This window comes from Acinetobacter sp. UBA3025, from assembly GCF_002367915.1.
Taxonomy (GTDB): Bacteria; Pseudomonadota; Gammaproteobacteria; order Pseudomonadales; family Moraxellaceae; genus Acinetobacter.
Genome location: NZ_DFDO01000196.1, coordinates 1 through 6,858 on the forward strand (window position 1 = coordinate 1; position 6,858 = coordinate 6,858).

Here is a 6,858-nt window from a genome sequence, read left to right on the forward strand (position 1 = left end):
CTCGGCGAAAATGGGAATACCAGTGCTGGCGATGCCTTCCAGATGCGCGGCTTTTCAACTCAAAGCTCTACCTATCTGGATGGTATTCGTGACCTCGGCGCTGTGAGTCGTGATGTATTTAACCTGGAACAGGTGGAAGTCGTAAAAGGCCCTGCGGGTGCCAAAGGTGGACGTGGTACGGCGTCTGGTTATGTGAATCTGGTCAGCAAATTGCCTCATTTGGAAAACAGTCGTGAAGTCTCTGCTACCTACAATACGGCTGAACATACGCGTCTTGCCACTGACATTAATCAGGCGATCAATGACAGCGTTGCTATCCGTTTAAATGCAATGGGTCAAGATGGCGGTGTAGAAGGCCGCGACTATATCGAGAATCAAGGCTGGGCTGTTGCCCCTTCTATCGCCTTTAGTCTGGATAGTGATACTCGACTGTATCTTTATTCCCAGCATATCCGCCAACGTAACATTCCGGATGGCGGTATTCCAACGATTGGCATGAAAGGATTCTGGAATGCAGACCCGCTGATCGCCAGCGCAGCTAAAGTAGACCGTGAAAATTATTATGGCCATGCAGATGACCATGAAGATGTTGATGCTGACATGTATACAGCCAAAATCGAAAGTGACTGGGCTGAAAATCTGAAATTTACCAATATTACCCGTTTGGGCAATACCCATATGCAGCGTACTTTGACGGGGATTAATAGCCTTTCAAGAAATGACTCTACCGATCCTCAAGACTGGACAGTAAGCCGTTCACGCCAGGGTGTCGATCAGGAAAATAAAATTCTGGCCAATCAGAGCACGGTGAACTGGAATATCAAAACCGGTTCAGTGGAGCATGATGTGGTCGCTGGTGTAGAACTATTAAAAGAGCAGCAACATTCCAGAACACTGGCTACACAAATGCCAGGGCAGCCTACTAACAGTACGCCACCCGCGAATCTATACCATCCTGATCGTCACCAGAATCTGCCTGATCCTGTGTATACGGGCGCTTATTCAGATGGTGAAACCCAGACGGCGGCGGCTTATCTCTTTGATACGCTCAAGTTTGGTGAACGTTTTCAACTCAATGGTGGCGTCCGTGTCGATTATTACGATACCAATTACGATGCACTGGGTTATTCAACCGACAGTACGACACTAGCAGTGACTGAAACCAAAACAGATTTAAAAGCCCATGACACTTTATTCAGCTGGAAGCTCGGTGGTTTATATAAGCCAACTGCCTACAGCAGTGTCTATGCATCTTATGCCAGATCCCTGACACCGCCGGGTAGCAGTAACTTTAGCCTTTCAACCACAGGAATTAACAGCTCGGCTGCAGACCCTCAAGAAACTCATCATTATGAAATTGGCACCAAATGGGATCTGCTGGATGGCGATCTGGCTTTAAATGCTGCCGCATACCACACCGAAAATGAAAACCAGTTTACCCAAGATCCGATTACCCGCGAGTCTATTCAGGAAGGTAAAACTACAGTTAAAGGAATCGAATTGGGCGCTGTCGGTAAAATTACCGATGCCTGGAATATTTCAGCAGGTGTAGCCCATATGAAAACCGAGCAAAAAGACCAGTTCAGTATCAACTCCAACACGGGTGTAGTGACCCAGACCAATAGCGTACGCTGGTCACCTGAATGGACCGCTTCTTTATGGACGACCTATAACATTGCCGGTTTAAAACTGGACTTGGGAGCGCGTTATGTGGACGAGCAAAAACGTGTGATTACAAACAGTAGTGCAGCAGCGAATATGCCGAGTATTCCAAGCTATGTGGTGTTTGATGCCATGGCCGGTTATACCTTTAATGACCAAACTTCCTTAAACTTTAATGTTTATAATCTGACAGATAAAGAGTACATCAGCACGCTGAATAATGGAGGTGGCCGTGTGATCTTGGGTCAACCACGTTCAGCAGCTTTAACCTTGAACTATAAATTTTAATTTAGCTTTTATCTCTATCTATCAATATCGTGTATTCTCTTGAATGCACGATATTTTCAATTGCAGGAATGCTTTTAAAATGATGTTACATATCCCGGCAGTATTAAGCAAAGCACAAGTTGCCGAACTGAGACAGCAATTAGATCGTTCAGAACACTGGATAAATGGGCAACTCAGTGCCGGGAGTCAGGCACAGAAAATCAAAAAGAACCTACAACTGGATTCTTCTTCTGTCCTGTATCAGCAGATTAGCCCTATCATTTTACAGGCACTTAAAAGTCATCATTTAATTACCTCTGCTGCCCTGCCGAAACATATCCTGCCGCCCCTGTTTAACTGCTATCAGGATTCAGGTACTTATGGTAATCATGTCGATAATGCCATTCATTACTCTCCTCTACTCGGACAGGCCATTCGTACCGATGTGTCACTGACTTTATTCTTATCTGAAATCGATGAATATGAAGGTGGCGAGCTGGTCGTTGAAGACCAGTATGGTTGCCATGAAGTGAAACTGGATGCTGGTGATGTGATTGTTTATCCATCGACCAGCCTGCATCGGGTTGAACCTGTGACTCAAGGCAAACGTATTGCGGCTGTGACCTGGATTCAAAGTATGGTTCGCGAAGATGCCAAACGCAGCATGCTGTTTGATCTGGATATGACCATTATCAAACTACGCCAACAGATTGGCGATACTGAAGAAGTCTTGCAGCTTACCCATCATTATCACAACCTGATTCGTCAGTGGGGTGATTTATAATGTCACGTGAACCGATGGCGCCATTAACCCAGATCCCGGCCTACCTACAAACCATCGCCGATTATGAGGTCGAAGCAGAAAAACATCTCTCCAGTATGGTCTGGAACTATCTGCAAGGTGGCTCCATGGATGAAGTCAGTGTCCGGGACAATTTACAGCAATTTCAGGATATTCAGCTTCTGCCGCGTATGCTGAAAGATCTGACCCAAGGCAGTACTGAACTTGAAATGTTCGGACAAAAATTTCCGCATCCAATTTTTCTGGCACCGATTGGACATCAGCAGCAGTTTCATCCTGAAGCCGAAGCCGCTTCTGCCCTCGCCGCAGAAGTGATGGGTAGTAATATGATTCTCAGTACTTTTACGAATACTGACATGCGCGCATTGAAACAGGACAATCCACGCAAATGGTTTCAGCTTTACTGGCAAGGGAATCGGGAAAAATCTCTAGCTTTGGTCAAAATGGCTGAGGCACACCATTATACGGCGCTAGTGATTACGGTAGATTCACCACATACTGGCATCCGCGATCGTGAACGTCGTGCGTTTTTTCATTTACCGGAAGCCATGCAACATCCGCATACGCCTACGCATATTCCCTTACCAGAATTAAAGGAAGGTGATCATCCTGTCTTTAACGGACTAATGAAAATTGCCCCAACTTGGGAAGACATAGTCTGGATCGCACAGCAAACCCATTTACCCGTGATTCTAAAAGGAATCGTACATCCTCAGGATGCCCAGCAGGCGATTAAGCATGGGGTAAAAGGTCTGATTATTTCCAATCATGGCGGTCGTGTGCTGGATACCTGCATTTCTCCTCTCATTGCCTTGCAACTGATTAAAAAGGTGGTGCCAGCAGATTTTCCTCTGCTCTATGATGGTGGCATCCGTCGTGGATCGGATGTATTCAAGGCTATTGCCTTAGGTGCTTCTGCTGTCCTGATTGGCCGTCCTTATATTTATGGTCTGGCGACTGCCGGAGCTTTGGGCGTAGCGCATGTGATCAAAATCCTGAAAGAAGAATTTGAGATTACCATGGCCTTAATGGGAACAGCGACCGTGGCAGATATTCAACCGAGCTGTCTATTTAGGGGAATTGATTAATTAGGATTTAATTGAAAATAAAAATGAAAAAAAAATTAGTTAAATATCTTACCCTTAACTCCTTGAAGCGTCTTTAAAGGCAATTCAACATAGCTTTATATATCAATAGCTATTATCAATAAAAACCAAATAAGATCCATATTTAATCAATCTATATTAAAAACATGGTTTTAATTCTCAGTTCGCACTCTAGTCTATCTATTTTTTAAATTGATTAAATTTTGTTCATTGCCAATATCAATGCAAGAAGGATAGCAACGATAACAATAATAATTATTATTTGCGAATCCAAACTTAAAAATAAAAAAGAATGATTATGAGTTATATAAAATCTCGTAAAAAAATAGTTTCTTCAGCCATCGTTTCTTCCCTTTCTTTTGCATCTGCACACACGATTGCACAAGAAAATGTGGTGCAGCTTGAGACCATTCATCAGGAAGTACAAGCTGAACCCGTGCCGGGTCTAAAAGTCGATCAGTCAGCCAATAGCAAGTTTGTTGCGCCACTCCTGGACACGCCAAAATCTGTGGTCGTGATTCCCCAACAACTGATTGAAGATACGCAGGTCACTACGCTGGCTGATGCTTTGCGTACCGTACCAGGTATTACTTTAGGCGCAGGTGAAGGCGGCAATCCGAATGGGGACCGGCCTTTTATTCGAGGCTATAACTCGGAAAGTTCGATGTACGTCGATGGCGTACGAAATTCGACTTCACAAAACCGGGAAATGTTTGCCATTGAGCAGGTCGAAGTTACCAAAGGTTCTGCTTCTGCCATGGGCGGTGCGGGCACTACGGGTGGCAGTATTAATATGATCTCCAAAGTGGCGAAAAAGGGAGATGAGCTGGAAGGCTCTGTTGCGGGTGGTACAGATATGTATGCACGTATCACTCTGGATGCTAACAAGGACTTCGGCAATGGCATGGCGGCTCGTATCGCGGTCATGGGCCACCAGAATGAAAAAGCGGGTCAACATGACGGTGCTGAATATAAACGTGCTGGTATTGCACCCAGCTTCAGTTTTGGCCTGGACAGCGCAACGCGTGGAACTTTAAGTTATTACTATTTGAAAACTGATGATATTCCAGACTCCGGCGTTCCCTATAATAATCCATTTGGAGCATCCAATGCCAATGTCGCTTTAAATGGTAATGGGAAACCAATTGATGTCAAAGCTGGTCAATACTATGGCTGGAAAGATCGTGATTTCCAGAAACAGGAAAACCAGATTGGTACTTTAAAATTAGAACATGATTTGAATGACAATCTAACCCTGAGTAATACGGCGGTCTTTAACCGCTCTAAAAATGACTACCTCTGGACCAACCCCGATGATTCACGCGGGAACTTCATTTTGAATGGCAATGTCTGGGCACGGGCCAATTCACGTATCGCAAATACCGATACCTTTACTGACCTACTGGCTTTAACAGGCAAATTTGATACTGGTGCTATTCAACACAGCTTTAACCTGGGTGCAGAATATTCAGATCAGGATACCGAACGTACCCAATATATTATTAATGGTCTGAATGCTACTGGAAGCTCTTTTGCGGCCTGTGGTACTCCTGCCAATGTGGCTTTAGGCTGGTGTACTTCTGTAGACAATCCAGACCGGGGTGCGTGGACGGGGACACTTAATACAGATGGTGCGGACCGTTATGATATCGAGACCAAATCAAAATCGATCTACTTACTGGACAGTGTCGAATTGCATCCGCAATGGATTCTGGATCTGGGTATACGTTGGGATGATTACAAAACTCAGCAAACCTTGACCTATGGACGATTCAATAATGCGGTGACAGGTGCAAACAATACACCGATTACCGCCGTTCCAGGTGATCAGCTGACCCTCGAAAATGAAGAAGACTTTTTTAATTATCAGGCGGGTCTGGTCTTTAAGCCAAGAGAAAATGGCAGTATTTATATCAGCTATGCCACTTCCTCGAATCCGGTCGGTATCGATGGTGGTGATGGCTCTGAAAGTATTAGCGCAGCTATTGAAAATCTAAAAGCTGAAAAAGTCCGCACCATGGAACTGGGAACTAAATGGGATCTTCTGGAAGCTAAACTGAATCTGACAGCCGCCATTTTCCGTACTGAAAAAACCAATACCCGCTCCACCGACGCTGATGGCAGTACCCGTAATATTGGTGAGACCCGTGTCGATGGGATTGAGCTGGGTATCAATGGAAATATTACTGAGAAATGGGCAATTTCCGCAGGCTATACCTATTTGGATAGTGAACTGATTGATGGTGGCTTTGAAAATATTAGAACTACAGCAGATCCCGTCTATGTTCCAAGCACAAACAATGGCAATCAGGTTCAGAACGTAGCAGAAAACAGTGCAACTCTATGGATGACCTATCAGGTCATACCTCAACTAACATTGGGTACCGGTGCTGTGGCAATGGATAAAGTTTATGGCAATGCCGCCAATACCAAATTTGTTCCCGGTTATGTGCGTTACGATGCCATGGCACGTTATCAGGTGAACCCAAATGTAGATCTACAGTTGAATATCAATAACCTGTCCGATACACGTTATTTTAGCAAAGCCTATTCTTCCCACTATGCCACTGAAGCAGAAGGCATCAGTGGTGTTTTAGGCCTGCATTTTAAATACTGATCTGAGCAATCTTCATGATATTAAGGGCTAGTCTGGATTCATCAAACTAGCCTTTATTTTTTGATATGAAAGATTTCATGTATGCATTGCTTAAGAACTTCCAACAAAGCTATTATATAAAGAAATATTTTAGCCATATTGCTTAATCACAGAAAAATCCAACAAAATTAAAATAGATTATAGAAATATTTTTCCAATTAATAACTTTATAAGAAAATCTTTTTTAAGATACGACTAAAATCCATAGAAAAAGCAAAAACTTTTCACGTTTTCTGGACTAAAATTTAATTATAGGTTCACCATGCAGGTGTCTGGTTGATCCTGATGATCAAAACTTAAAAAAATACAGGATTGATCTAATTTATCCTCACCTGCATGTAAACGAATATATAGACAAAATCTAT

General features: G+C 43.7%; 4 protein-coding genes. All 4 read left to right on the forward strand.

Going from position 1 to position 6,858, the window contains the following annotated elements; translation table 11 throughout:
• The coding region (locus B4J23_RS08165) for a TonB-dependent siderophore receptor (RefSeq protein WP_291359880.1) at positions 1-1,950 on the forward strand (1,950 nt) is incomplete at its 5' end.
• Positions 1,951-2,029: 79 nt separating this feature from the next.
• Entirely contained in the window at positions 2,030-2,713 is a 684-nt protein-coding gene (locus B4J23_RS08170) for a Fe2+-dependent dioxygenase (protein WP_291359882.1), read from the forward strand.
• On the forward strand, positions 2,713-3,819 hold the full coding sequence (locus B4J23_RS08175) for an alpha-hydroxy acid oxidase (RefSeq protein ID WP_291359884.1): 1,107 nt from the start codon (positions 2,713-2,715) through the stop codon (positions 3,817-3,819). The genes B4J23_RS08170 and B4J23_RS08175 overlap by 1 nt, the downstream gene beginning before the upstream one ends.
• 316 nt (positions 3,820-4,135) lie before the next feature.
• Complete coding sequence (locus tag B4J23_RS08180) at positions 4,136-6,454, forward strand: TonB-dependent receptor (RefSeq protein ID WP_291359886.1); 2,319 nt, start codon at positions 4,136-4,138, stop codon at positions 6,452-6,454.
• Positions 6,455-6,858 lie beyond the last annotated feature (404 nt).

Bases quoted from the DNA above. Each gene is read 5' to 3' on its own strand.
- B4J23_RS08180 (WP_291359886.1), top strand. From the start codon at position 4,136: ATGAGTTATATAAAATCTCGTAAAAAAATAGTTTCTTCAGCCATCGTT.
- B4J23_RS08170 (WP_291359882.1), top strand. From the start codon at position 2,030: ATGATGTTACATATCCCGGCAGTATTAAGCAAAGCACAAGTTGCCGAA.
- B4J23_RS08175 (WP_291359884.1), top strand. From the start codon at position 2,713: ATGTCACGTGAACCGATGGCGCCATTAACCCAGATCCCGGCCTACCTA.